The sequence below is a fragment of the Nocardia sp. NPDC051756 genome, assembly GCF_040681495.1.
In the GTDB taxonomy this organism is placed as follows: domain Bacteria; phylum Actinomycetota; class Actinomycetes; order Mycobacteriales; family Mycobacteriaceae; genus Nocardia.
The window spans coordinates 237,155-260,888 of record NZ_JBFAYV010000005.1; the positions used below are offsets into that span (position 1 = coordinate 237,155).

The 23,734-nt window shown below is 65.5% G+C and carries 28 protein-coding genes and 1 tRNA gene; 13 read left to right on the plus strand and 16 right to left on the minus strand.

Annotated features, from left to right (window positions below; genetic code table 11):
* The first annotated feature begins 27 nt into the window (after nucleotides 1–27).
* Nucleotides 28–771, plus strand: a complete 744-nt coding sequence (locus AB0M22_RS23030) for an arylmalonate decarboxylase (protein ID WP_364730337.1) — start codon at nucleotides 28–30, stop codon at nucleotides 769–771.
* An 87-nt stretch (nucleotides 772–858) separates the two neighbouring features.
* Here the strand turns inward: AB0M22_RS23030 and AB0M22_RS23035 are convergent, their stop codons facing one another.
* A complete protein-coding gene (locus tag AB0M22_RS23035) occupies nucleotides 859–1,716 on the minus strand; it encodes a CoA ester lyase (protein ID WP_364730340.1) in 858 nt (285 codons plus the stop codon).
* Between the two features lie 265 nt (nucleotides 1,717–1,981).
* Between AB0M22_RS23035 and AB0M22_RS23040 the strand changes: the two genes are divergently transcribed.
* Both AB0M22_RS23040 and AB0M22_RS23045 read left to right on the plus strand, forming a co-directional pair.
* Nucleotides 1,982–2,977: a hypothetical protein gene (locus AB0M22_RS23040; protein ID WP_364730343.1), complete on the plus strand. Its 996-nt coding sequence runs from the start codon at nucleotides 1,982–1,984 to the stop codon at nucleotides 2,975–2,977.
* A gap of 415 nt (nucleotides 2,978–3,392) precedes the next feature.
* Nucleotides 3,393–4,076: a hypothetical protein gene (locus AB0M22_RS23045; RefSeq protein ID WP_364730346.1), complete on the plus strand. Its 684-nt coding sequence runs from the start codon at nucleotides 3,393–3,395 to the stop codon at nucleotides 4,074–4,076.
* A 491-nt stretch (nucleotides 4,077–4,567) separates the two neighbouring features.
* Here AB0M22_RS23045 and AB0M22_RS23050 read toward each other — a convergent pair whose 3' ends face one another.
* The 5 genes from AB0M22_RS23050 to AB0M22_RS23070 form a co-directional block, all read right to left on the minus strand.
* Nucleotides 4,568–5,128, minus strand: a complete 561-nt coding sequence (locus AB0M22_RS23050; protein ID WP_364730349.1) for a superoxide dismutase — start codon at nucleotides 5,126–5,128, stop codon at nucleotides 4,568–4,570.
* A gap of 337 nt (nucleotides 5,129–5,465) precedes the next feature.
* Entirely contained in the window at nucleotides 5,466–6,140 is a 675-nt protein-coding gene (locus tag AB0M22_RS23055) for a methyltransferase (protein ID WP_364730352.1), read from the minus strand.
* Nucleotides 6,141–6,177: 37 nt separating this feature from the next.
* On the minus strand, nucleotides 6,178–6,792 hold the full coding sequence (locus AB0M22_RS23060; RefSeq protein WP_364730355.1) for an NAD(P)H-binding protein: 615 nt from the start codon (nucleotides 6,790–6,792) through the stop codon (nucleotides 6,178–6,180).
* A 94-nt stretch (nucleotides 6,793–6,886) separates the two neighbouring features.
* A complete protein-coding gene (locus tag AB0M22_RS23065; protein WP_364730358.1) occupies nucleotides 6,887–7,243 on the minus strand; it encodes a nuclear transport factor 2 family protein in 357 nt (118 codons plus the stop codon).
* Nucleotides 7,230–7,775, minus strand: coding sequence for a nuclear transport factor 2 family protein (locus tag AB0M22_RS23070; RefSeq protein WP_364730361.1), 546 nt, complete (start codon nucleotides 7,773–7,775; stop codon nucleotides 7,230–7,232). Before AB0M22_RS23070 ends, AB0M22_RS23065 begins: the two co-directional genes overlap by 14 nt.
* Before the next feature lie 170 nt (nucleotides 7,776–7,945).
* On the opposite strand from AB0M22_RS23070, the gene AB0M22_RS23075 reads away from it, so the two are divergent.
* A complete protein-coding gene (locus AB0M22_RS23075; protein ID WP_364730364.1) occupies nucleotides 7,946–8,803 on the plus strand; it encodes a helix-turn-helix domain-containing protein in 858 nt (285 codons plus the stop codon).
* 185 nt (nucleotides 8,804–8,988) lie between these two features.
* On the opposite strand, the gene AB0M22_RS23080 is transcribed toward AB0M22_RS23075, so the two are convergent.
* The 5 genes from AB0M22_RS23080 to AB0M22_RS23100 form a co-directional block, all read right to left on the minus strand.
* Complete coding sequence (locus tag AB0M22_RS23080; protein WP_364730367.1) at nucleotides 8,989–9,114, minus strand: hypothetical protein; 126 nt, start codon at nucleotides 9,112–9,114, stop codon at nucleotides 8,989–8,991.
* A gap of 130 nt (nucleotides 9,115–9,244) precedes the next feature.
* Entirely contained in the window at nucleotides 9,245–9,613 is a 369-nt protein-coding gene (locus tag AB0M22_RS23085; protein WP_364730369.1) for an AAA family ATPase, read from the minus strand.
* Complete coding sequence (locus tag AB0M22_RS23090) at nucleotides 9,607–10,224, minus strand: 3'-5' exonuclease (protein WP_364730372.1); 618 nt, start codon at nucleotides 10,222–10,224, stop codon at nucleotides 9,607–9,609. The genes AB0M22_RS23085 and AB0M22_RS23090 overlap by 7 nt, the downstream gene beginning before the upstream one ends.
* 57 nt (nucleotides 10,225–10,281) lie before the next feature.
* Nucleotides 10,282–10,737: a hypothetical protein gene (locus AB0M22_RS23095; protein WP_364730375.1), complete on the minus strand. Its 456-nt coding sequence runs from the start codon at nucleotides 10,735–10,737 to the stop codon at nucleotides 10,282–10,284.
* 37 nt (nucleotides 10,738–10,774) lie between these two features.
* Nucleotides 10,775–12,202: a hypothetical protein gene (locus AB0M22_RS23100; RefSeq protein WP_364730378.1), complete on the minus strand. Its 1,428-nt coding sequence runs from the start codon at nucleotides 12,200–12,202 to the stop codon at nucleotides 10,775–10,777.
* 156 nt (nucleotides 12,203–12,358) lie between these two features.
* Here AB0M22_RS23100 and AB0M22_RS23105 point away from each other — a divergent pair, with 156 nt between their 5' ends.
* The 3 genes from AB0M22_RS23105 to AB0M22_RS23115 all read left to right on the plus strand — a co-directional run bounded on the left by AB0M22_RS23105 (nucleotide 12,359) and on the right by AB0M22_RS23115 (nucleotide 13,997).
* Nucleotides 12,359–12,817, plus strand: a complete 459-nt coding sequence (locus AB0M22_RS23105) for a hypothetical protein (RefSeq protein ID WP_364730380.1) — start codon at nucleotides 12,359–12,361, stop codon at nucleotides 12,815–12,817.
* A 689-nt stretch (nucleotides 12,818–13,506) separates the two neighbouring features.
* Nucleotides 13,507–13,800 carry a hypothetical protein gene (locus tag AB0M22_RS23110; protein WP_364730383.1) on the plus strand — a complete coding sequence of 98 codons (294 nt, stop codon included), beginning with the start codon at nucleotides 13,507–13,509 and terminating at the stop codon, nucleotides 13,798–13,800.
* A gap of 11 nt (nucleotides 13,801–13,811) precedes the next feature.
* A complete protein-coding gene (locus tag AB0M22_RS23115) occupies nucleotides 13,812–13,997 on the plus strand; it encodes a hypothetical protein (protein WP_364730385.1) in 186 nt (61 codons plus the stop codon).
* Nucleotides 13,998–14,348: 351 nt separating this feature from the next.
* On the opposite strand, the gene AB0M22_RS23120 is transcribed toward AB0M22_RS23115, so the two are convergent.
* Nucleotides 14,349–14,433 (minus strand) — tRNA-Leu (locus AB0M22_RS23120).
* Between the two features lie 522 nt (nucleotides 14,434–14,955).
* On the opposite strand from AB0M22_RS23120, the gene AB0M22_RS23125 reads away from it, so the two are divergent.
* The 4 genes from AB0M22_RS23125 (at nucleotide 14,956) to AB0M22_RS23140 (ending at nucleotide 19,211) form a co-directional block, all read left to right on the plus strand.
* A complete protein-coding gene (locus AB0M22_RS23125) occupies nucleotides 14,956–15,255 on the plus strand; it encodes a metalloregulator ArsR/SmtB family transcription factor (protein ID WP_364731926.1) in 300 nt (99 codons plus the stop codon).
* An 88-nt stretch (nucleotides 15,256–15,343) separates the two neighbouring features.
* On the plus strand, nucleotides 15,344–17,176 hold the full coding sequence (locus AB0M22_RS23130; RefSeq protein ID WP_364730387.1) for a phosphoenolpyruvate carboxykinase (GTP): 1,833 nt from the start codon (nucleotides 15,344–15,346) through the stop codon (nucleotides 17,174–17,176).
* Nucleotides 17,177–17,178: 2 nt separating this feature from the next.
* On the plus strand, nucleotides 17,179–18,834 hold the full coding sequence (locus AB0M22_RS23135) for a SulP family inorganic anion transporter (RefSeq protein ID WP_364730389.1): 1,656 nt from the start codon (nucleotides 17,179–17,181) through the stop codon (nucleotides 18,832–18,834).
* Nucleotides 18,831–19,211, plus strand: a complete 381-nt coding sequence (locus tag AB0M22_RS23140; protein ID WP_364730392.1) for a DUF5313 family protein — start codon at nucleotides 18,831–18,833, stop codon at nucleotides 19,209–19,211. Before AB0M22_RS23135 ends, AB0M22_RS23140 begins: the two co-directional genes overlap by 4 nt.
* Nucleotides 19,212–19,259: 48 nt before the next feature.
* Here AB0M22_RS23140 and AB0M22_RS23145 read toward each other — a convergent pair whose 3' ends face one another.
* Entirely contained in the window at nucleotides 19,260–20,450 is a 1,191-nt protein-coding gene (locus tag AB0M22_RS23145) for a 4-hydroxybenzoate 3-monooxygenase (RefSeq protein WP_364730395.1), read from the minus strand.
* A gap of 159 nt (nucleotides 20,451–20,609) precedes the next feature.
* Here AB0M22_RS23145 and AB0M22_RS23150 point away from each other — a divergent pair, with 159 nt between their 5' ends.
* Nucleotides 20,610–21,611: an endonuclease/exonuclease/phosphatase family protein gene (locus tag AB0M22_RS23150; RefSeq protein ID WP_364730398.1), complete on the plus strand. Its 1,002-nt coding sequence runs from the start codon at nucleotides 20,610–20,612 to the stop codon at nucleotides 21,609–21,611.
* Here the strand turns inward: AB0M22_RS23150 and AB0M22_RS23155 are convergent.
* Nucleotides 21,608–21,973: a DUF2834 domain-containing protein gene (locus AB0M22_RS23155; RefSeq protein WP_364730401.1), complete on the minus strand. Its 366-nt coding sequence runs from the start codon at nucleotides 21,971–21,973 to the stop codon at nucleotides 21,608–21,610. The two genes, AB0M22_RS23150 and AB0M22_RS23155, sit on opposite strands and share 4 nt — an antisense overlap.
* Before the next feature lie 144 nt (nucleotides 21,974–22,117).
* Nucleotides 22,118–22,987: an NAD(P)-binding domain-containing protein gene (locus AB0M22_RS23160; RefSeq protein ID WP_364730403.1), complete on the minus strand. Its 870-nt coding sequence runs from the start codon at nucleotides 22,985–22,987 to the stop codon at nucleotides 22,118–22,120.
* 146 nt (nucleotides 22,988–23,133) lie between these two features.
* On the opposite strand from AB0M22_RS23160, the gene AB0M22_RS23165 reads away from it, so the two are divergent.
* Entirely contained in the window at nucleotides 23,134–23,493 is a 360-nt protein-coding gene (locus tag AB0M22_RS23165) for a helix-turn-helix domain-containing protein (protein ID WP_364730406.1), read from the plus strand.
* Between the two features lie 3 nt (nucleotides 23,494–23,496).
* Here AB0M22_RS23165 and AB0M22_RS23170 read toward each other — a convergent pair whose 3' ends face one another.
* Nucleotides 23,497–23,673, minus strand: coding sequence for a hypothetical protein (locus AB0M22_RS23170; RefSeq protein WP_364730409.1), 177 nt, complete (start codon nucleotides 23,671–23,673; stop codon nucleotides 23,497–23,499).
* Nucleotides 23,674–23,734: the final 61 nt, after the last annotated feature.

A 23,734-nucleotide genomic window follows, 5' to 3' on the forward strand; every position in this document is an offset into this window, starting at 1 on the left:
TCAGCATCGAGAACCAGGAGAGGCACTATGCCTGACGTATTGGGCTGGAGAGCGAAGTTCGGGGTACTGGCCCCCTCGACGAATACCGTGGTGGAACCCGACTTCGCCCGCATGGGTGTGCCGGGAGTATCCACACACTTCGGCCGCATCCACATCCGCGACCAGAACATGGGTGACGACGCGGGCATGGACCGTCTGCTCGACCAGATTCGCGCCGAAATGGACGCGACGTGCGCCCGTGTGCTCACCTGCGAGCCCGACTACATGGTGATGGGCATGTCGGCCGAGACCTTCTGGGGCGGCGTCGAGGGCAACCAGAAGTTCGTCCGGCAGATCCACGAGGCGACCGGGTTACCGGTGGCCACCGGGGCGGAGGCGTGCCGGCGAGCGCTGACGTTGAACAATGCGACGCGCATCGGAGTCGTCACGCCGTATCAACCGATCGGCGACGAGAACGTAGTGCGGTTCTTCGGCGAGCTGGGATTCGACGTGGCCGCGATCAAGGGGCTGCGCTGTCCCACTGCGGTTTCTATCGCCCAGGTCACCGAGACGCAGTTGCGCGACGCGCTGCGCGAGGTCGACAGCGACCGCATCGATGCGCTCGTTCAGTGCGGCACGAACCTGTCCATGGTCGGCCTGGCCGACGCCGCAGAGCGCTGGCTCGGCAAGCCGGTCATCGCGATCAACGCGGCGACCTGGTGGATGGCGTTGCGCGACAACGGCATCCATGATCGCATCGAGGGCGCGGGGGCACTCCTGCGCGATCATTGATCCCCGTAGCACCGGAAGCCGGCGCCCTCGATACGGCGGCGCCGATCCGGAGGCCGACCCCGCGCTATCCGGCCCGCAGCGCGGGCCTCATGTGCCCGTTCGGCTAGCGCCGCCACCATCGTGCTGAGCCGAGTTCGCCAGCAGGCGGCGCGCCCGCCGGACTACTGCCAGGTCCACCATGCGACCCTCGTCGTCCAGCGCTGCCCCGCCCGCGGCGTCGAACCGGGCCACAAGCGCTCGCGCCCGTTCGATATCGGCCGGGTCCGGCGCGAACACCTCGTTCACGACCGCGACCTGGGCGGGGTGGATGCAGGCGCGGCCTCGAAAACCCATGCGCGCCAATGCCATCGTCGAGACCTTCAGCGCTTCGAGGTCACCGAAATCGGTGCGGACCGGACCGAGCGGGGGCGCGATGCCCACCGCGGCGCTGGCCAGCACCACCTGCGAGCGCACTGCCCACAGCTCTCGATCGTCGGGGCTGGGATCGACACCGATCTCGGCGCACAAATCTGTCTCGCCGAGTTGTAAACGATCGATGCGCGGCGCGGCGGCGATCTCGCGGGCAGCCAGCACAGCGGACGCGCTTTCCAATATCGGACAGATCCGGATGCCGCCGGGACACGGCTCGAACTCACGCAACACCGCGCCCGCGACGTGGACCTGGGCAGCGGACTCCGTTTTGGCCAGGCACACCGCGGACACGCCGGCCACCGCCACCGCCGCCAGATCGGCCTCGCCGATCGACCCGGGGTTCACCCGCACCCAGATCCGTGGTCCGCTCGCGCGACTCTCGCTCAACCAGGCGGCAACCGCGGTCCTGGCCCGATCTTTGGCGGCCGGCGGAACCGAGTCCTCGAGATCGAGGAGCACCACGTCGGCACGACTCGACATCGCCTTGTCGAAAAGTTCGGGGCGGCTGCCCGGCACGTACAACGCCGATCTCACCGGCACACCTTCCGTCCGTTGGGCATACACGTCATCGGCGGTCGGTGACTGCACGCTATCCAGACGGTACCCACGGGGTCGACAGTTTGGCAACAGCGTTTCCCTTGAAGAAACAGAGAATCAGACACCTCAACCGTCCCGGGCCGACACCCGCCAGAGGGATCTCCGGCCGAGCAGTTGACAGCGCTGGGAACTCGAGCGCTAATTGAGACCAAGAAAGAAACGCTATTTCGCATCAGGAAACAGCGTGCGCGTCACTGGAGTCATGTTGAACCTCCGAGGTCCGGCCACCGCCGCCATCGCCCTGTGTCTCGTCCTCGCCGCCGGCCCCACCGCCCGCGCCGAATCCACGACGATGCATGAGACCATCCCCATCCCTTGCGCTGGAACAACTTTGCCGGTTCCGGTGGACTGGCATCTGCCCACCGGCGCACCCAAGGGCCTGATCTGGTTGCAACACGGATTTGCCCGCAGCAACATCAATATCGCCGGTCTCGGAACCGCTTTCGCCGACGCGGGCTATCTCGTCTTCACGCCGAGCCTGCCGTTCCTCGACTTCGCGGGCTGCACGTTGCAGAACCTCACCGGCAACACCGAGTTCCTCGGCGCGCTCGCCACGCTCTTCGCTACCACACACGACCCCGGCAACGCACTCGCCCAAAGCCTTTCCGCGGCAGCCGCGCACGCGGGCCGGCCCGAGCTCCGACTGCCCGGGCAGTACACCTTCGTCGGACACTCGGCCGGCGGAGAGGCCGTAGAGTACGTCGCCCATCGGTTGCACCGCGATCATCCCGGCAACTGGACCGGGCTACGCGGGCTGGTGCTGCTCGACCCGGTCAAGTCCTTCGTCGGCGACAACACCGATCGAGCCCTCGCCGACCTGGACGACACTTCGCTGCCGATACTCACCGTCTCCGGTCCGCCGTCGCTGTGCAACGCTTTCGGCAGCGGCACCAGCGCACTGCAATCCACGCTGCATCGCTCCTATCTCGGCATCCGCATCAGCACCGGCGTGCACACCGACGCCGAAGGGACCAGCGTCGACACACTCGGCAGCATGCTCTGCGGCACACCGGAATCGGTGAACATCACCACCCTGCGCACCCTCGCCCTCGGCTGGATCGGCGACTATTTCACCGGCAGCCGTTCCGCCGACTACTACCCACCCGACGCCCCGCTCGCCGACGCGCAGGCCGCCCGCGCCGCCGTCGCCCGGGTCGCGGCCGCGCCCGATGCCCAAATACTCTCCGGCGCTTCCTGATCGCCGGAGAAGTACCGACGTCAGGGTTGCCTCCGCCGGTCGCCTCAGACTCGCGTCGCCGAGCGATTCAGGCGACGCGCGCGAGGCATCCGCGGCCGATTTCATGAGCCCCGATGCACAATCGGTGCATCGCACCGCACTCTGGCGCGTCTTCCGGCGAGTGTCGCCGGGCGAGTACTCGGACTGGACTCGCGCGGTTGCCGCCCATCGATCGCGGGCCCAGCGTCTCGGGTGACTACCCAGCTTTCGGCACCCATCGGCAGACCTCACAAATCGGATCATATTCACTATCGACGCATAGTTCGTATACCTACCCGAATTTCCCAGCGCGGCATGGAGTTTATGAAACCATTCACCGAGCCGCACCGGCATGGGTACCATCGCGCGGTCGGCCGACCAACAGTGAGGAAACCCTGTGATCGAAAACGAGCCACCCCCGTTCGCTCCGGTATCGCCTCCTCCTTTTCCCGAAGTTCAGCCTGCCCGGCGGCGCATCGGGAGACGCAAGTTGGCGACTATCGCAAGCGTGCTACCGCTGAGCGCTATCGCCGTCGGCTCGACCGCTTTCCTCCGCAATCCCGGGGATGCACAGTCCGTCGTTGCCGAGACGGCCACCACGGCGAGCACCAGCACGAGCGCCCCCGCAGCGTCCATCAGCACCATCACGACAAGGAGCGCGCCCGCGGCCGACCTCGCTCCGGAGATCTCGCGCATCGGCAGTCGCCACATCGCCGCATTGCATTCTATTCACAACTACATCAATCACACGTGGACTTATCACGCCCAATCACTGGATGCGTATTTCGCCGGAGCAATTGATTCCGCAACCGGTGCACATCGCCAGCAACTGATAGATACTCAACGAGCGACCCGCGATTATCTGTTTACGACCAATAGTCGTAGCGAGGTGATCGAATTCAACTGCGGATTGCGGGCGATCACCGGCACCACCGCGCTCGGTATCGGCTATGTCAAACAGTCGTCGACCAGCGATCTCGCACCGAACCCAGCAATTACCCTGATCGCGACAATCGTCACCGCGGAAGAGCAACCCGACGGGCGGTGGCTGATCAGCGATCTCCAACGTATTTCGACCTAGCGCCCGGGGGTGACAACAGCCGATCATGCCTGACCTGTGACAAGCGATGCATAATTGACGCGCTGACCGACGCCCCCGAGTAGCGGGAGTTTCGGTGGCGTGGAACGGACATTCGCCAGAGCCACGACCGAAGCGGTGGCAGCGATGCCCGCCGGTTCTATCACTGGAATAGGGTGCTCACGGATCTCTGCCGAAGCTGTGACTCCGCGACAGGGCATGGGAACGGTGGCACGTGGTGAGGTGGACTGTTTCGATACCGAAACCGGGGTCGATGCCGCCGTCGGCGGCCGGCCTCGACGGCGACGCACCCTCCATCGAGCAGGCCGCCCATGCCCTCGTCGAAGCCGCGCCGCCGGATGTGCGCAAGTGCATCCAGCCGAATGCCCCATCTCCCGTACCCGGTACGGGTGCACGGACTTGCCGCCATTTCATTGATACAAGCCCACGAAACCGCGGGTCGCGATGGCAACGGACATCCCGGTGAACGGGTACTAGCGCGGGACACTCAAACAGGCGACCCTCGCACCAGCCATGCCTGCACTGCCGTCGGTGGTGTCGGTCTTCTTCTCGTGCAAGACAATCGAAGCGGGCTGCCCCTTGCGGAAGGACCATTTCACGGTGGAAACCTGTGCTGCCTTACCATCCTTGTCGGTGGTGAAGTCGAGCCAGAGCTCGTTCTGGGGATTGGCATATCGCGCGTCCATGGACATCTTGTCCTTGGCGTTCGGGTCCTCCACATTCTGGTAGTGGAAGCCGGAGTCGGCTGGTTTCGCGCCACAGGGCTTCAGGTGTGCGTGCGAGCCGTAGACGCGGTTGGGGAGCAATCCGCTGACGAGCAGGACGGCCGTGGTCTTCTCGTCGTCGCTGACGGCGACAACCATGGCGCGGCTGCCGGCGGGGGCCAGCTTCTCGTCGTAAGTGACGGCGTCGGCGCCGTCCCGCCATGGCGCGAAGGTCCCCGCGGAATAGATGGGTTCGGCGGCGCTCGCGGGCGCCGCGGGAATCAATAGGACGGCGGCAACGGCGCCGAGAAATAGCGGCTGGTAATTCATGCGACCAGGCTCCGCCGCGGTAACAAACCACGTCAATGCACCCGTGTGGGGAATGCCCGCATCGGACGGTCCGCGCCCTGCTGGCGCGACCGACAGCGATAAGCATTGCGCGAGTGGGGATTTGATCGCGAACCCAGAATCGCTCGGCCCACCTCCGGCGATACCAGCGTTCGAGTCGTTTCGAGGTGGGGTCATGTGCCTGTGGGTTCACACCGCAGCGTCTCTAGCTACCGCCGACCAAGGGTCTTGTGCGCCACGCGAGGCCTATTGTTCTGCCCGGGTGCGGGATTCGGACCGTTCGCCGGCCTATATCAGACCGGCGAACTGGCGGCCGAGTTCAGGGTCGCAGGGTTGCCTCGATGATCGAGAACGGGCTGGGTGTGTCCACGATCCGGTCGAGCGTAAATCCACCGGCGCTCAACAGGTCTCGATACTCCGCGGCGGTTCGTTCCCCGCCGGTGTTCACCGCGAGCATCGTCAGGTCGACCATCTTCGTCAGGTGCGCAACGTCGCCTTCGGGAACGATGCCTTCGACGATCAACAGGCGTGCACCGGGTTTCGCGGTAGCCGCGATGGACCCGAGTATGCGCAGGGCGGAGACATCGTCCCAATCGTGCAGGATGTAGGCGAGGACATAGATATCGGCTTCCGGCACCTCGGCGAAGAAATCGCCCCCCGATGTCACAACCGTATCGGCAAGTCCGGACTCGCGGATACGCGCTTCGGCCGTGGGAACTATCCCTGGCAGGTCGAAGACAATGCCCCGTCGCCCGGGATGCTGCGCCAGCAATGTCAGCAACACCGAGCCATCCGCACCGCCGATGTCCGCGACCACGTCACCGTCGGGCAATGCGTAGCCGTCGAACATCCCGGCCCGAAGCCCCGCGGTCACTTCGGCCATCGCCCGGCTCTGCAGCGCGGAGCGATCCGGGTCCGCGGCGACCCAGTGGAAGAAATGCTCGCCGAGCTGGTAGGTCGCTGCGGTCTCACCGGTGCGCGCCGTACGCAGCACGTCTACACCGCGGTTCCCGATGCGCGCCTGCTCGAGATCAGCGCGTGAGTGGCACAGCGATCCGGCCGGGGAACCGCGGGTTCTCCGCTTCGTCGAGCATCGCGGCGGCAACGGTGTCCCGGCTCACCATGATGCGGAAGATGCTCTTGGGGGAGACATCGAGCCCGACGGTGCGCCGGTCCGGGCTGATCGGTTTGTTCGACAGGGGTCCTGCGTGGAAAACCGTCCCGCCGGCTTCGATGACCACGGCGTCCGACTCGATCTTGTCGGCGACCTCCGCTCCGAGTCCTTTGAGGACCAGCCGGTTGAGCGCGCTTGCCACCGCGGCCGAGGGGCCAGTGCCGTACGCGCCCAGCCAAATGACCCGGGCACCCGACGCCACCGCCGACCGGGCACCCGCGGTCAGCACGCCCGGCTTGGTCCCCTTGGGCACACCCAGTCCGGACAGCACCAGCTCACTGCCTTCTAGCGCCGAATCGATCTCGTCGGTGCGGAACACGTCCGCGACGACTTTGGTCAGCCCCGGGGCGTCCGGAACGCTGATCCGGTCCGGATCGCGGGCGATGGCCCTGACGATGTGGCCGCGTTCGAGGGCTTGCCGGGTGAGGGAAAGTCCGGTCGGGCCGGACGCGGCGAGCACGGTGAGATACATGAAAATCTACTCCTGGGGAGGCCTGTCCCGGCCTTCGGGGGCGGGCGCACTGTGCAGGTGCGCCCGCCCGCGGCGTAATCGACCGAGCCGGATTTCAGTCGAGGATGTTCGGTTGTGCCGATGCATCCGGGGTATCGACCGGATCGAGGTAGAAGCGGACCGCCGCGGCGCGGCCGTTCTCGACCCGGATGATGACTGTGCCGCGGATGGTCTCGACGACCCCGTCGGCCCGCGTGCCGATCATCTCCCACTCCGTCCACACCCGGTCACCGTCCACCACAGAGTCGACGACCCTGGCATCGAAACCGTTCGAATACCGGGCGAAGATCATCGTGTAGTTCGCGCGAACCCGGTCGGCACCGCGGAAGGAGCGCTCGGGGTGCACCGGCACCACGCACTCGAAGTCGTCGAGGTAATTGAGCACCAGCTTTTCGACGTCACGCTCGGACATCGCCGCGGCCATCCGAAATGGAACGGCGCGCACTTCGTCGGTCGATGTACTCATTTCGCGCCCACTTGTCTGCCGTCCCCGCGGCGATCGCGTACAGCTCGGGGTTGCCCGCGAAAGGAGCTTTCCGTACGACACGAATGCGCCTCAACCGCCATTCATTATCGACCCGCTGTAGGTCGACGTACCAGAAAGCACGCGCGACGAGCCAGTCGACTGCGTCGGCGGGAACGTGGTGATAGGCCACCACGAAACTCCGATAGCCGGCGTGATCGCCCTCGATCTCGACGATGACGTTGGAGGTCGAATGGTGAGTACTCTGGAACCCCTCCCGCACCGCCCGGCTGGCGGCCACGAAATCGTCGGCACTCAATTCTTGCGACGGCGCGCCCAAGTGCTCGGAAACGTCCATTGTGACGGTATCGGCGAGGATCGCACGCAGTCCGTCCCAATCCTCGAGATCCTGTGACCAAGCGAAACGGGCCACGGCCTCGGTGACGGCGACCCGGTCGGCGAGATAGTTGACATCAGTCATGAAATTCCTTCAGCGAGAACACGATCGGCAGATCATCCGGAGAGGAGCGCGTGTGCACATAACTCGCGTGCACTGTCTCCGCCTCCTGTCGGTCACTCTTCCGGACTTCGGCCGTCCTAGCCGGGGCCAGGATGTCCCCCGCTAACGGATGCCGTTGATATTCTTCGGTCGTGTCGGACGTGCGCATGTTGGGAACGGTGTTGCGGGAGCGACGTGAACGCACCCGACCAGAACAAGTAGGTGTGGTCGGTCACGGCCGCAGGCGCACTGGCGGCCTGCGCCCAGAAGAGCTCGCCGAACTGGCCGGCGTGTCGGCGGACCACTTGAAACGCATGGAGCAGGGTCGTCGGCATCCCTCGCCCGCCGTGTTGAACGCCTTGGCCCGAGCACTCCGGATGAGCAGGGCCGAGTACGAACACCTATGCGCGCTGGCCGGTTACGCGCCGGCGCAAGGGCGGGTGCCGCGGCAGCTCAGTGATGGCGCGCGCCGGCTCGTAGACCGGATAGAGAGCACGCCGGTGTGCGTGCTCGACGCCACATGGACGGTCGTCGGCTGGAACCGGGCTTGGGAAACGCTGGCCTGCGGGGTGCCCTCGCTCCACCCGCGCGAGGGCAACATCCCCTGGCGGGTGTTCGTCGGCCAGGACCACAGGGTGACGCGGTCGCCAGAGGACGCCGCCCGCTTCCAGCGCCTGCTGGTGGCCGAACTGCAAGCGGCCTCGACCCGCTACCCCGCGGACGAAGACCTGGCGTCTTTGACCGCTGACCTCCAACGCGCCAGCCCAGCGTTCGCCGAACTCTGGGCGAGCACGCCCACCCCCGGGCAACACGACAGCCGAATGCTGGTCCAGCACGAGGATCTGCGGCAGATCGCACTGGACTGCGACACCATCCACATTCCCGACGGCGACCTGACGGCGGTGGTGTTCACGGCAGCCCCGGGCTCAGCCGATGCCATTTCACTGACCGAGTTTCTGCTGGACGCTGGCAGCGCGCACTCCGGCCACCAGCAACTCGATGACCATTAGCTCGCCACATGACGCGGCGACACCACCAGCCGATCAGTTCACCATTCGTCGTACCCGTTCCGGGTGGATCACCACCCGCACCCATTCCTGCGCCGCCATGCCCGCGCGCCGCACAAGGCGAGACACCAGGCCGCTGGCACGGCTCCATGTCGGTCTGTTCTGTCGTAGTCCTGCGATCTCCGCTCTCAGTCCTGGTCGATGTTGGTCAGCCGCCCTTTGATGAATGCCACCGTTTCAACGAGGACGCGCTCGTGCCCATCCGCCGGGAGTGTGTCGTGCTCGATGTCCAACCGGTTGAGCACCTTCTCCACATGCCGGTCAGCAAGTGCACGGAATTCGATATCGGTATCTCGCGGCTTGCAGATACCCAGCGGAAGGCAAGGGTCGAGGACGGTTCGCAGGGTCCAGTCATAGTTGAAACAGTGGCCAGTGACCAGGTCTTCAAGCTGTTCGACGCGGCGCGGGGTCGGCTGGCTGGCCGCGGTATTCCAGTGCGGCTTCGTAGTAGGCGAGCGCGTCGGGCACACTGCGGTCGATCAAGACGACGTCAGCTTTGGACCATGCTTCGATCTCATTGCTGATGCCACGGGTGATGATCCACAGCGTCGAAGCCCAGGTGCGGCCAGACAGAATTGGCAGCCCATTCTGTTGCGCCTGCAAGCCGAGGTCGGCGACCTTGGCGACCTCGATCCTGTTGCGGCGCAGCTCGTTTGCCAGACGCTTGATCCACGTGGTCTTGCCAGTCGAATGCGTGCCGGTCAGAGCGATCGTGACCGGACGTACGACCTCGGGGCGCGGTTCGCTCACCATAGGCCGCCTTCCGGATCGGGCCTGGGAACGAACTCCTTCGGCGCCGCTGCGCTCACAAGCCCTGTCCAATCCAACCCACGGTCCTCGACGAGCCTGCACAGCAGTCGCCACGCAGCCCACGCGTCATAGCCCGCACGGTGGTAGCCCTGCTCAGCAACCGCAGACATGTCCAGCCCCGCGTGTTCGATGAGTTTGTCCAAGCTGTAGCTGGGCAGGTCACGCCACACCGCCTTCGCCAGGCGCAAGGTGTGCAAGACCATCGGCGGACTCCAGTCCGGCAAATGCGAGGCGAGTACCCGTTGTTCGACTCCAGCGTTGTGCGCGACGAGGGTTCGCCCGGCCAACGCGGCATCGATGTCGGGCGCGATCTCGGCCCATCCCGGACACGACTCGACGTCGGAGTTCTTGATGCCGTGCACTTTTCGAGTGACGATCTGGGTGATCGGCCGTTGCGGCTTGATCAGCCACGCCCGCATGTCTTCGATGTTGACCGTCTCGCCAGAGACCGCCAGGATGGCAATCTCGATGATCTCCGGTGGTGTCTGACCATTTCCTTCGACATCTACAACTGCGATGTCCTTGCCGCGCAGCGTGTTCGGGATCGCGTTCACAACGTCTCCTTGATCGTGGGCCAGCCAAGGCCAAGACAAGAGGACTAACGGCTCGCGCTAGCTCCGCGCAGCGCCTTCGGGCCACACAATGTCCACCGGAACACCTCTCGTGTTCGCCAGCTCTACGACCGTGCCCGTCCCACCCTTTTCGCTGGCTCCGCCATCCCACACAGCTACCAGTCGGTTGCACGAGGAGAGCATCGATTCGTTCGCCGCCTCGTACGCCTCCCTACCCGCGTCCTCGAAATCCATAACGTGAACAGTCTCCGCGGCACCGATCAGCCGATCGAACAGCTCCGCATGATCCGCCTTCACCTTCCGCTCGCGATAGTTTCGCGAGGGCAGCACAACCTCGAGCGTGCCTCCGGCATCGAGGACAGCCTGAGCGAACACCGAGTCAGCACCACGCGCAATGCAGCTGACACCAACCAGCCCGGCGGAATCCGCACGCTCGCTGAGCAGCTTGCTGATCGCGTCGTACACCAGCGGTGCAGTGTCTTCGGTGATGTTCATGTGCCCGGTAACCCCGATACGCACCACTCAACTCCTCCTATGCCGTCGCGAGCAACAACGGTTTCATCTGACCGCGCAGCTCGGCAACCCGACCGACTTGCACGAACTGCTCCGTCGCGCGATACACCTTGATCAGCTTCTTCTGCACCCGGTCCGACGCTGTCTTGCCGACCGCTTCAACGGCAGTCTCCCCGATCCTGCATGCCTCCTCCACTTCGCCCTCGATGAGCCGGGCCTCCATCATTCCCAACTGATCCAGCGCGGCACTACGTCGTCGACCAGGACGGCGCAGTTGGATGGCGTGGCCGATCTGCTCGGCCGCCGCAGCCGCGAACGCGGGTTCTCTGCGCGCCATTTCCAACAGCCGCCCGCCGAGGGTGCCCGCCAGCTCTGCGGCATCGAAGTAATTGATCCAGTACGGATCGGCGCTCGGGTCCGACTCATTGAGGGCTTCGTGGGCTCGATCGCCGGCTCGGTGAAACGCGGTGGGCCGTCCCAATTTCCCGAATGCCCACGCTTCCCGTGTGTGGAGCATCGCACGGGTAGTCGCTGTGATGCGGTGGCCGAATTGGTCTTGCGCGAGCCGGATCAGTTCGAGCGCGTCCATGGCTCGCTCGCGCTCCACGCTCTCGCGCCTGGCCGCTAGCCCGTAGTGATCGAGTGAGAGAAGCTGACGAGCCATGCCGGCGATGGCGTTCGCACACAACGCCGGATCGTCGGCTTCCTTCGCCGCGCGAACTGCCATGGCGTAGTACTGCTGTGCTTTGCTCTGGCGGCCCGAGTCCCACGACATTGTCGCTGCGGTCTCCGCGAGCAGCGCCTTTGTTCTGGTCAGACGCCGTTTGATCTCGGGCGGGTGGGAATCCCGCAGCATCTCGTTGACCTCGCTGAGCTGACCGATCACGGCCTTGCGGCGCAGGCCGCCACCGAACTGGTCATCCCATTCGCGGAAGATTCGGGCCGCGTTCTCCAGCTCGACTGCCTCTTGGAAGCCGACCCCGACGGCGGTGACTCTGGGTGGCGTCACGTCCGAAGACGACAGCAACCAACGTTCCAGAGGTTCGAGAAGGTGCGTGCCTACAACTACACCGAGCAGGGCTCGGCCGACTTGGCGGCGATCCAAGGTGAGGTCCTCTCTAATCAGACTGTCCGCGACCGCCGTCGATTCCGCCGTCCAAATACCTGGAACCCACAGGGCAGCAACGGGTTCGGTCGGCTCGTCGGCGAGTTGGCTTTCAACTGCGGCACCGAACCGGGCACGTTGTTCGGATGTCGCGCGAGCGAGCATCGTGTCCAGGATTGCGGCACACTTGTCGCCCAGCACGATGGCGCCGCCACGGTGCTTCCATTTCGCCACGGTGCTCTTGGCGATTCCGGCACGGCACGCGAACCGTTTCTGAGTGAGCCCCAGCGCTTCTCGCAAGGCTGTGGCTTCGGTACCGGTCCATTTGACCTGCATACCCAACATTCGCTCCCTGTAGTGGCCTGGGACACCACGAGTAGACCAGAGTAGACCGCCGGTTAGACCAGAGTAGACCGAAAACCCCTTCCGACGTGCGCAAACAGGCGCGATGGTTGTACCGGCCCCGACGCCGGGTAGAGGGAATTCCCCCTTTGGCACATGGCCGACTTGCATTGTGAGCCGCCGGTCGGTGTGCACGCCTCCTCGGCGCCGGGTGCTTTCCAACCGACGAGCGAGCAGGAGGCGCAAGCGATGGGTTCGGACGACGAACTGCGTTCACCGCTGGGGGTGACACCGCAGCAGCACTACTACGTACGGCGGTACTTCCTCGAGCAACACGGCACACCCGAGGAGGCCGCCGAGTTCTCGGCCGGTGGGCCACCGCCGCCGAGGCCGGCGGACGGGGTAACCGGCAAGATCCTGTACTACGAGGCGAACCTGCCCACGGTTGAGGAGTTCGCCGGACTTCTCGCGGAAATGGAAAAGGGCGGCTGGATCACCAGCGAAGTTCAGGAGAAGGTCGCGGGGCTGCCTCGCGCGGACGGCGTCGCCGAGCTGAAAGCTCGCATGATCGAGCGGGATTCCGACGAACGACAACAAGCGGCCGGGACGGAGTGATCCGACATGGCGAACACCGAGCTTCTGCCTGACCGGCGTGCTGCTGTTCTGGAGTCGCGGCGCAAATTCTCCATAGTCACGTGCGGTTTGCCTGCCCGCGTGCGGCCCGAGTTCGCACGGATCGAATTCACGGTCGGGAGCGTCGGCGCGGTCACGATGCCCGCGCAGCTCGGCGCGAGACATCGCACTGTTCGCAGAGTTGTTCCGCCACAACGTATCTGTCGTTCCCATCGGCGGTGAGGTCGCGTTGCCTTCACCACAATTCGATTCGATGCTGGGATACCGCGAGTGGGCGCACGAGCCTAGCGACGGATACCGGCCGGCAGGCACTGAGGTAGTGAACGCAATCCGTTGCTGCATGTCGCCGATGAGGCAGTGAGCACCAAGTGGCAAGCAAAGTGCGCGCAGCAGATGAGCACGACCACTCCGATCCACGAGGCGCGGCCCGGAGCCGGGCCTGTCGAGGCCCAAACAGGGTACTGGGCGCGCGAAAGGCGCTCAGACAGAAGAGAGGTGGGGGAACCACCATGCTATCTCGTTGTAACGCAATCATTTTCGCTGGACTACTCGGCTTCGCCCTACACGCCAACATACCGGCCGAGGCCATGTCTACTGCATACCTCGAGTTCGTCTCCGCCAAGTCTTGCGGGTTTGAATTCACCTACAGTCGGCCATCGGTCTATCCGCCGATGATCACGGGTAACGGCGTCGCTCAGTGCGACGCGCCACCCGACGAGCACATCCTGACTCTGGCGCTGGAATACCAGCAGGGCGGTGGATGGGAGACTGCCACCTACATCACCGATTCGGCGATCCCGCCGGGTCCGCCGAATTCCAGGTCCTACGAGGTGCGCGCAGCCTGTTACGCAGGAACCTGGCGTGTCAGTATGAGCGTAACCGGCCGCCTGCAAGGCCACCCGTTCGCGTTCAGCGACCACTCGATGACCCGTGACGTACCGACCAGCCAATGCCCGAGCCGATGAAAGGACCCCCGATGCCAGACCCCATCGACGTGACCACGTCTCGGGAACTGCGAGACAAGATCCAACCGATCTACGAGGAAACAGTCGCCCTACTCGGCGCCGAGCACCCGGCGGCAGTGTCACTACAACAGGCAGCAACCGAACTCGCCGCCGCCGCGCCCATCCCCCGACGTTATGGCGGCTATGACCCGAGCTGAAATGCCAAAGAGCGCCCCGACCTGGTCCTCACACCGACGCCGAGCGAGCTTGGAGTCTCAGACGAAGTCTTTCGCCGACTTGGGTGCGAGCCCCTCGATGCCGGGTTCATCGAGATCGTCGAGTCCATCGGCCTGTTCCTCGATAGGTTTGTCGGCCACTGCTTCAGTCCTTCGAGTTGGATGCCAGTTGAGATCGACGGCACACTCGCGCCCCCTGAGCCCATTTATTCACATTGGGCCCTCAGACCACATCACTTGGTGGTGACCGTCCGCCTCGTGGGGGTTCAAATCGCCTACCGATACAAGAAAAGCCGAAATCCCTTGCGTTGCAAGGGATTTCGGCTCAAACTGTGTCCGGAGGGGGACTTGAACCCCCACGCCCGTTAAAGGGCACTAGCACCTCAAGCTAGCGCGTCTGCCATTCCGCCACCCGGACCGGTGGTGCTCAGCAAGATTATAGGATCTCGCGGCGTGGACCAAATCGCGGGTTGACCACGCGTTTTGCGGAGGTTCGGTCCACCGAAGACGCCCGCGGCCCACCTGCATACACTCGCGCGCATGTCTCGCCGCGCCGACAAGACCATCGGCCTCGTTCTCGTGACGTATCAGAGCGCGGAATACCTTCCGCGCCTGCTGGAATCACATCAACCAGAGCGTCACGGCGACCGGCGCCGAATGAATCTTGGTCGCCAACCACGAAACGAGACTTGAACCCGGCCCGACAGCCGCGCTGATCAAGCCCGCGATGACCGATGACTCGACCGAACTACTCACTGCCGCAGGATGTTCCGACGCAGAGACCTGACCTCGGCCTTCCCCTGCTCCCAGGCAGGCGATGGCCGAACAGCATGTCCGGCTAGGGTCGTTTGCGCTACTTGCTAAACTACGCAATCAGAGGACCGATCCCGTGCCGACGAAAGGTATAGCAGTGCCAGGTTTGAGTAGGCCGCTGTACCAGATGAAGGCCGATTTCTTCAAGACGCTCGGCCACCCCGTACGGATACGGGTGCTGGAACTGTTGAGCGAGCGCGAGTACGCCGTGTCGGAGATGCTCGGCGAAATCGGCGTGGAGTCGGCGAACTTGTCGCAGCAGCTGGCGATCCTGCGCCGGGCCGGCCTGGTGCGCGCCCGCCGCGAGGGCTTGTCGGTGACCTATGAGCTCACCTCGCCGGAGGTGGCCCAGTTGCTGGCTACCGCGCGAGCCATTCTCACCGGCGTCGTCGCCGGGCAGGTGGAAGCGCTGGAACAACCCGCCTGAGTCCAACCGCTCAGTCAGGGTGTAAGACTGTCATCTATATGCAGATTTTCTAAAGTAGATATCTAGTAGTTCACGAAGGAGAATCGACGTGACCGACCAATCCATCGCCATCCGGACTCCCTCGGCGCCGACTGACCACGAGGGCGTGCTGGCCTGGGTGGCCGAGGTCGCCGAGTTGACGGCACCGGATCGGATAGTGTTCTGCGACGGTTCCCGGGCGGAGTGGGACCGATTGACTACCGCGTTGGTGCACAAGGGCGCTTTGGTGCGGCTGGCCGGCAAGCCGAACTCGTTCTGGTGCGTGTCGGACCCCGACGATGTGGCCCGGGTGGAGGACCGCACGTTCATCTGCGCCGAGGATCGCAACGATGCCGGGCCGACGAACAACTGGGTCGATCCGGTCGATATGCGCACGGTGATGACCGAGCACTACCGCGGGGCCATGGTCGGTCGCACCATGTTCGTGATCGCGTACTGCATGGGGCCGCTGGATGCGGAGGACCCGAAATACGGTGTGCAGATTACCGATTCGGCCTACGTCGCGGTTTCGATGCAGATCATGACCCGGTCCGGCACCCCGGTGTGGAAGCAGCTCGCCGAAGGCAGCGAATTCGTGAAGTGCCTGCATTCGGTCGGCGCCCCGCTGGGCGAGGGACAGCTCGACGTGGCTTGGCCGTGCGACAAGACCAAGTACATCGCGCATTTTCCGGACACCCGCACCATCTGGAGCTACGGCTCCGGCTACGGCGGCAACGCGCTGCTGGGCAAGAAGTGCTTCGCCCTGCGGATCGCCTCGGTTCTCGGTCGCGACGAAGGCTGGCTCGCCGAGCACATGCTGATCCTGAAATTGACCTCCCCGCAAGGCAAGACGCACTACATCGCGGCAGCCTTCCCATCCTCCTGCGGCAAAACCAATCTGGCCATGCTCGAACCGGCATTGCCGGGCTGGAAGGCCGAGACGATCGGCGACGACATCGCTTGGCTGCGCTTCGGCGCGGACGGTCGCCTGTACGCGGTGAACCCGGAGGCCGGGTTCTTCGGAGTCGCGCCAGGCACGGGCGCCGAGACCAATCCGAACGCGATCGCCGCGATCGAGCTCGGCAATTCGATCTTCACCAACACCGCGCTGACCGACGACGGCGACGTGTGGTGGGAGGGCCTGACCGAGGAGAAGCCGGATCATCTGATCGATTGGCACGGTAAGGACTGGACGCCGAAGTCGGAAATGCCTGCGGCGCATCCGAACTCGCGATACTGCACGCCGATCGAGCAGTGCCCGTCGGTCGCCCCGGAATGGAACGACCCGACCGGGGTGCCGATCTCCGCGATCTTCTTCGGCGGTCGCCGGGCCACGACCATCCCGTTGGTGGCCGAGTCGTTCGGCTGGGAACACGGGGTGTTCACCGCGTCGGTGTTGTCGTCGGAAACCACCGCCGCCGCGGCGGGGAGGGTCGGGGTGGTGCGTCGCGACCCGATGGCGATGCTGCCGTTCCTGGGCTACCACGTCGGCGACTATTTCGCGCACTGGCTCGAGCTCGGCGCGGCCGCCGATCCGGCGAAGCTGCCGAAGATCTTCCAGGTCAACTGGTTCCGCCGCAGTGCCGACGGAAAATTCCTGTGGCCCGGTTTCGGCGACAACGTGCGCGTGCTGAAGTGGGCGCTGGAACGTCTGGACGGCAGCGCCGACGCGGTCGAGACGCCGATCGGGTACGTGCCGACCGTCGATGCCCTGGATCGGTCCGGCCTGTCCGGCGGATACCGCGAGTTGGTTGCCGACGCGTTGGCCGTGAACAACGCGGAATGGGTGGCCGAGACCGCCGCGATCGACGAGTGGTACGCCACGATCGGCGGCAACCGCTTGCCCGAGACGCTCCGGGAACAACTCGCGGCGCTCAAGACCCGGCTCGCAGTGGCAGGCTGATTGTGCGCGCGCTGCTGCCAAGCTGGTCGGACTGGGCGCACGGGGTCCGCGCCCCTGGCGCGGACCTGCTGTCGGGCTTGATGGTCGCCTTGGTGGCGCTGCCGTTGGCGTTGGGTTTCGGCATCTCCTCCGGCCTCGGCGCGGCGGCCGGCTTGGCCACCGCCGTCGTCGCGGGCGCGGTGGCCGCGGTCTTCGGCGGCTCACGCTTCCAGGTCTCGGGGCCGACAGGCGCAATGACCGTCGTGCTCGTCCCGATCTTTCATCAGCACGGCGCGAGCGCTGTGCTGGCGGTGGGGCTGCTGGCCGGCCTCGTGCTGGTGGCACTCGCGGTCGCCAGGGTCGGGCGTGCGGTGCGCTTCATGCCCGCGCCGGTGATCGAGGGGTTCACTGCGGGTATCGCGGTTGTTATTGCACTGCAACAGTTTCCGTCCGCCCTCGGCATCGCGCACGCCGACGGGGAGAAAGTGTGGCAGTCGGCCTTCGATGCGGTGCGCCAATACATTTCGGCGGCCAACCCGGTGCCGCTGGTCACCGCGGCGGTGGTTGCCGCGATCGTCCTGGCCGGTGGCCGATTACTGCCGAAGTTGCCGTTCGCGCTGATCGCGGTGGCCGGGGCGACCGTGGCCGCGCGGCTGTTCCATCTGGACCTCATCCCGATCGGTGCCATCCCCTCCGGATTGCAGGTTCCCACATTGGGATTCGTGCACCTCGAGCAGTTGAGTTCGTTGATCGCGCCGGCGCTGGCGGTGGCCGCGCTGGCCGCCTTGGAATCGCTGCTGTCGGCGACGGCCGCCGACGCGATGGCCGTCGGCACCCGTCACGATCCCGACCGGGAACTGCTCGGGCAAGGCCTGGCCAATATCGCCGCTCCCCTGTTCGGCGGCGTACCCGCCACCGGCGCGATCGCCCGCACCGCGGTCAATGTGCGCTCCGGTGCGCGGTCCCGGCTCGCGGCCCTCACCCACGCGGTGGTGCTGGCGGCCATTGTCTGTCTGGCCGCGCCACTGGTCGCCGACATTCCCCTGGCGGCGTTGGCGGGCGTCCTGCTGGCGACTACGGCACGCATGGTCGAGACGGCTTCACTGGCCGCGATCGCGCGGGCATCGAGAGGCGACGCCGCCATCATGGCCGTCACGTTCGGTGTGACCGTCGCGCTCGATCTGGTGACCGCGGTGGCCGTCGGCGTCGGATTCGCTGTGGTACTCGCGCTCCGTTCAGTGGCGAAAGAGGCTCGGCTGCGGCAAGTTCCGCTCGAGCTCCCGGTCGATGACTCCGATCATCTGGTCGAAGAACATGAACTACTGCACGACCACATCGTCGCCTACCGCATCGAAGGGCCGTTGTTCTTCGCCGCCGCACACCGGTTCCTGCTGGAGCTCGCCGAGGTATCGGACGTGCACGTGGTGATCCTGCGCATGTCCCGCATCACCGCGTTGGACACCACCGGCGCGCTGGTGCTCGCGGACGCCATCGGCAAACTCGAACACCGGCACATCACGGTGCTGATGTCCGGCCTGCGCGAGCACCATCACCGTCGACTGGCCGCGATCGGCGCATTGCCGACCGGCGGTGATGAGCGAATCTTCGAACACACGCCAGCGGCCATCGCCTACGCGCGGGGGTACCTGCCGAGCACCGCCGGACGGGCACCCGAATGAGCGATCGAACGAAACCGACTCCGGCACAACGAATTCGCTACATCTGCGGCGGGACGTTACCGCCGTCCATGGCGCAGTGGGTGATCGACGACCTGACCGGCCCCGGAGCGGCTCGCCGGTACCTGCTGCGGATTCTGCTACCGGTGCTCGCACCGTTGTGCCTGTTCCTGCTCATCCCCGGGCCGTCGTGGATCGGACCCGCGATGATGGCCCTGCTGTATCTGCCGCTGATCTACTTCACCGCGGCCCTGATGCACGTCTATCGACGCCATCGCCTGACCGCGCACGGACTCGATTCGACGCTGGCCGACGCCCGTGATCGCGCGCGGTCGGCCGCTGAACGTGCAGCGTATGAACGCCGCCACGGCCGAGGCTGAACGAGCACGGTGGTCGTGGCGGCGCAGTAAGGAGAACCCGAGGGGAATTCAAAGGCCGACGTAGCCATCGGCGAAAGCATCTTGATGGGCCCGTGAGATAGCCAGATCGCGTAGCCGCGCCTGTTGCAGTTCGAGCCGGTGGGCGCGTTCGGAGGGGCCGCCGGCGGGTGGATGAAGCAGGTCGATCATCCAGTGCGAGAATTCCTGGGCGCGCTGGATGCGCGGCCGGTGCTGCGCCGAATACCGTTGCAGTGCAGTCTCATCAGCGTTTCGCACGGCGTCGATGAGCCCCTCGGCGAGCAGTTGCGCGCCGACGATGGCGAGGTTGGCGCCCTTGGCCGCGGACGGGCTGATCGAGGTGGCGGCATCCCCGACCAGGAACAACCGGCCGGATTGGAGCGTGTCCAGAATTTGCGAGCGCAGCCGCACCAACCGACGTTCGATGATCGGCCCGGTGACCAGTGCCGGGGCGCCGGGTGCGGCCAGCCGGCGCACCAGTTCGGCCCAGATCCGCTGCTCGCTCCATTGCTCGGGGTCGGTGGCCGGATCGCATTGCAGGTAATAGCGGGTCACCTCGGCGGTACGCGGCATATGCCCGGCGAACCCCGCCGCGTGCACGCCGTAGATGATCGAATCGCCGGTGGGCGGCGCCTGGGCCAGCAGTGCGAGCCAGGTGATGCCGTGTTCGCGGGACGCGACCCGGGCCGGCACCGCGGTCCGCGCCACCCCGCGTGCGCCGTCACATCCGGCCAGGTAGCGACCGGTGAACCGGAGTTCACGGCCGGTTTCGTCGCGGGCCGTGACGGTGGGCCGGTCGGTGTGGATGCCGTCGATCCGCTCGACTGTGGTGTCGAACCGCAGCGTGCCGCCACGGCGCAGGTACTCCTCGATCAGGTCGGTGACCAGGTCCTGCTGCGGGTACACCGTGTGCACCCGCCTGCTGCCGAGCTCGCCGTAGCGCAGGTCGACACAGCCTGCGGGACTGCGGAATTCGCAGCGATCATGGGTGTGACCGCGGGCATCGAGCCCGGCGGCGAGACCGTGCTCGCGCAGGACGTCGACGCTGTCCGGCGCGAGAAACCCTGCCCTGGCCCGTTTTTGCACCTGGACGCGACTGCGACGCTCGAGCACTGTCGTCTCCACCCCCGCGGCCTGCAAGATGTTGGCCAGCACGAGGCCCGCCGGGCCGGCACCCAGTACGAGCACTGTCGAATTCGGGTGTTTCACACTCTGGCGCACGTGCAGAATCTAGAACACCACAACGTCAGCGTCGACCGCTGTCCAGAGCTGACCGACGTGCCCGAACCGGCGATCGGCCATCGCACGACCGTGCAGCTATTCGCGACACTCGAGCACTCCAGAGATGATGTCGGCAACCGCAGCGACCATGATGGGTCGATGACGCGAAACGAGGACGAGGTGGGATCACCGGCGGCACGGGAGCTTCGAGTGCTCGCCTTCAATACGTGGCACAGCGGCAGCAAGGTCGCTCACGGCACCGAGCTGATCGCCGATCTCATCATCTCGACCCGTGCGTCGATCGTGCTGCTGTCGGAGGCGACCCACGCAACCATGGCCGTCGCGGCCGAATTGGCCCGGCGCGGACACGAATTCAACACGGTCAGCTCCCCCGACACGGGCATCCTGACCGTATTCCCGATCGAGGACAGCGCCGACCTGCGCTGGATGGTCAAGGCGCGGTTGAACATCGACGGAAGGCGCCTCACCGTCTACTCGGCGCATCTGGAGTTTCGCTGGTACGCCTCCAACCTGCCCCGCGGTTACGGCCCCGGCGTCCCGCCGCCAGATGAGTTCGCCGAGTACAACTTCGAGAAGATGCCGGGCGGCCCGGTGACCGACCCCGCGGTGATCCAGCGCGCCAACGCGGCCTCGGGACGCCCCGAGGTCATCCGCGCCTTTCTCGCCGACGCGAAAACCGAAGTTGCCCAGGTTTCTTCGATCATCATGGCTGGCGACCTGAACGAACCGTCGATGCTGGATTGGACACCGGCCACCGCAAACATGTTCGACCACAACGGCGTAACGGTGGCGTGGGAGTCCACTCGGCTCCTGCACGAAGCCGGCTTCATCGACGCCTACCGATCGATGTACCCCGATCCGGCCACCCACCCCGGACTCACCTGGCCCTCGGACAACGCCGAGGTGGACGTCGCCGAACTCGCCTGGGCCCCCGAAGCCGACGAACGCGACCGCGTCGACTTCGTCTTCGCCCGGGGAACTGCCCTCACGCTGTCCACCGTCGGCATAGTCGGCCCCCGCACATCCATCGTGCGCGGCACCCGGCAACCGGAAACCACCTCGGACAATTTCGCCGAATCACCGTCGCGGTGGTGCAGTGACCACAAAGGAATACTCGCGACGTACCGATTCACCGATTAGCTTCGACCGTCCGCCTTGTCGACCGTGAAGTCGCGAACCAGCAGGAAGAACGGGATCGCGGTGGCGATGCCGACCGCGAAGGTGAGCACGAACGAGACAGCCCACCAGCGCACGATGCCCAGCCGCCGCGCTTCGGCGAACGCCCACGCGTGGAAGCCGAGAACCACGAAGCCGAGGTCGGCCATCGCGAACCGGCCGGGCACCGTTTTGTAGATGTCGCCGACGAAGAAATCCAGGGCCGACTTCGGCCCATTGCGCCGCACATACGGCAGCGCGATCGAATTCTGGGTGATGAACGCGGCGATGAGGGTCGCGATAAGGGTGGGGCGTCGCCAGGACAGATCCACGGTGTGGTCGGACATGGAGCAATCTCCTTTGGTCACTCTGCGCCGGTGAACCGATCGGTCCAATCGGACCCTAGTAGACCGATTGGTACATCACAACCCCGAGACCCGTCGGCTCGCGCCGGAAACCGTTGTGCGGCACCCGCGCGAGCCGGCGGTAGTTCAGACCAGTTCCTCGACGGTTCGAGCGAACTCCTGGGCACCGTGACCATCCGCAACCTGGCGATCGATCAGGTTCTTGATCGGAGCGACGAAGTCGACGGTGACCCCGGCGTCGCGGGTGGCACGGTTGATCGCATCGAGAGCGGCCTTGTGGAACGCCAGGGATTGGACGGGCCGGGTGTAATCGCCGCCATCGATGATCTGTCCGTATGCGGGGAGCATCTGGGCCATTGCGGTCACCCACGCGGTCGCACGCTCAGCGAAGGCACCGGCCGAAACGCCGACCGAGCGCATCATGGCCGCACCGTGCATGAACCCGGCGAACATGGTGTACATATTGGCAAGCAACGCGAAGTCGTAGGTCGAGGCCAGTCCGGCGTCATCGCCGAAATACTCTGCGGCCGCCAGCAATTCGAGGGTTTCGCGGTGCTCGGCGTAAACCGTGCGCGAGCCGCTGTAGAGGATGGACGCGCCGGGCTGCCCGATCATCGGCGGAACCGCCATGATGCCGCCGTCGAGGTAATCGATGCCATGCCCAGCCGCCCACGTGGCGAGTTCGCGAGCCTCGTCGGGCGCGGTACTGGTCAGGTTGATGACCTGTCGACCGGACAGTTCGCCGACCACCGGATCGAGAGTGGCGTGCACGGACGCATGGTCGAACAGGACAACGATGATCGGCCCACCGGCCTGCACCGCCTCGGCGACCGACGCGGTACCGACCGCACCGGCGGCAACAAGATCGGCGTCCTTGCCGGGCGTGCGGTTCCACACCGTCGTCGGATGCCCGCCCTTCAGCAGCCTCGCGGCCAGCGCCTGGCCCATCGCGCCGAGCCCGAGGATCGTCACCGGGGTGTTCGTGGTTTCCGCCATTGCGGGGTCAACTCCTTGGTAAGTCGGTGAACAAAGTGGTCAGCGCGCTGAAACCAAGGTTGCTCGTTGCCCGCGACACCGACAAGTACCTACTATTTGGTCGGGTACTTACCAATGGGTGTGTGAACAGGTAGCGAGGTCGGACGATGGGCGAAAAGAGATCCGGACCATACTTCTGCGGCATCGACGCGGCGATGGACGTGGTCGGCGGCAAGTGGAAGGCGCTGATCCTGTGGGAGCTGGACACACACGGCGTTCGCCGGACCGGTGAACTGCGCCGCGGCCTGCCGGGCGTCTCGGAGAAAATGCTGATTCAGCAGCTGCGGGAGCTGGAGGAGGACGGGATCGTGTCCCGGGAGATCTATCGCGAGGTGCCGCCGCGCGTCGAATATCGGCTCACCGCTTCGGGTGTCGCCCTCAACCGGGCGCTCGAACCGCTCGGGTCCTGGGGTCGCGCGCGCATCGACCGGATCGGCGCGGACCGCGTCCACCCGGTGACGGCCTAGCTACTATTCGCGACCGGGCGCGGGCTTATCGATTGTGGGCGAGGGCATTTCGTTCCCGGCCGAGGTCGGCGGCGTCGAGATGAACGGCAACGTCCGCACCTGCTGGTCGGTTGCCGGCATCGGCGGTTCGTTCTCGGGCATCAGGAACAGCGCCATGATCACGAGCAGCAGAGCTGCCAACCCGCCAAGGATCGGTCGGCAGTAAACGCGCACATGCGAATGATCGCCGCCTGTGCTCGAT